Raw genomic sequence first — 1,456 nt, 5'->3', positions numbered from 1 at the left:
TCCCTAAGTTTGTAGGTGTCTGGGGTTGGTGCCCTGGATGCCCAGGGCGGTGGGGTGTAGCTGATGGGGTTTTGTCTCTGTTGAGGCTCCGAAGGACTGGCTGCCCCGCCGTGCTGGACGCTCCGGCTGCTGATTGAGAGCTTGTTGCGGTCGTCGCTGGTTAGGGATCTGTCGGCGGGGTTGTCCATGGGCTGAAGCTGCGAGGTCAGGAGCACGTGGGTGGCAACTCGCCCTCAGATCTGGGTCGGGATTGATGTCGGCAAGCACGCGCATCATGCGTGCGGGGTCGATGAGACCGGAAAAACGGTGTTCAGCCAGAAGTTCGGCAACGATCAGGCCGCGATCGAGGCATTGATCGCGCGCGCCGATCAGGCCGCCGACCGGGTGTGGTGGGCGATCGATCTGACCAGTCCGATGGCGTTGCTGCTGATCACGGTGCTGTTGACCGCTGATCAGGCGGTGACGTATGTGCCGGGCCGGGTGGTGAATTCGATGACCGGCAGCTTTCGCGGCGAGGGCAAGACCGATGCCAAGGACGCGCGGGTGATCGCCCAGAGCGCGCGCCTGCGTGAGGACCTCAACCAGGTTGTGATGCCCGATGAGCTCGTGGTCGGGTTGACTCAGCTGACCAGTTATCGCACTGATCTGATGGCGGATTGGGTGGCCGGGGTCAACCGGTTGCGCGGGCTGCTCGGGTCGATCTTTCCCGCGTTGGAGGCCGCGTTCGACTTCGCGAATCGGACCCCGCTGATCCTGGTCGCCGGAATGTGCACCCCCGTCGAGATCCGTTCGGCCGGAATCGACGGTGTCACAACGCATCTCACCGACAACGGCGCGTGGAAACCGGGCATCTCCAAGACGGCCGCCGCCGCGGTCGATGCTGCCGGGCGCCAGAGCCTGGCCCTGCCCGGTGAGGCCGACACCGCGATGCTGGTCAAACGCATCGCGCGCAAACTCCTGGATCTGGACCGGGAGATCAAGGACACCGACAAACTCATCACCACCCGATTCCGGGAACACCCGTGGGCGGGGATCATCGAGTCCCTGCCCGGCATGGGTCCCGGATTGGGGGCGGAGTTCCTCGTCGGCACCGGCGGTGACCTGGCCAACTTTGCCAGCGCGGGCCGCTTGGCCTCCTACGCCGGCCTGGTCCCGGTTCCCCGGGACTCGGGCCGGGTCAGCGGCAACCTGCACCGCCCGAAACGCTACAACCGACGCATGCGGCGCGTGTTCTTCATGGCCGCCCTGTCGAGCCTGCGCTACGAAAACGGGCCCTCGCGGCGGTTCTACGACCGCAAACGCGGTGAGCGACTCATCCATACCCAAGCCCTCCTAGCTCTGGCCCGGCGCCTGGTCGACGTGCTGTGGGCACTGCTGCGAGACGGGCGCGAATTCAGCCTCGACACACCGACTCCCGCCACTGCTACGGCTTGACACGGTCATTGAGAGTCCTTCG

At 65.5% G+C, this 1,456-nt stretch carries 1 protein-coding gene; it reads left to right on the top strand.

Annotated features, from left to right (window positions below; genetic code table 11):
- Window positions 1–219: 219 nt before the first annotated feature.
- Window positions 220–1,434: an IS110 family transposase gene (locus tag ACIBW7_RS43045; RefSeq protein WP_397056927.1), complete on the top strand. Its 1,215-nt coding sequence runs from the start codon at window positions 220–222 to the stop codon at window positions 1,432–1,434.
- Window positions 1,435–1,456: the final 22 nt, after the last annotated feature.

Origin of the sequence: Nocardia sp. NPDC049526 (assembly GCF_044465765.1) — a bacterium.
Classification (GTDB): Bacteria; Actinomycetota; Actinomycetes; order Mycobacteriales; family Mycobacteriaceae; genus Nocardia.
The sequence above is the reverse complement of the archived record's forward strand: the minus strand, read 5'-3'. Positions and strand labels throughout refer to the sequence as shown.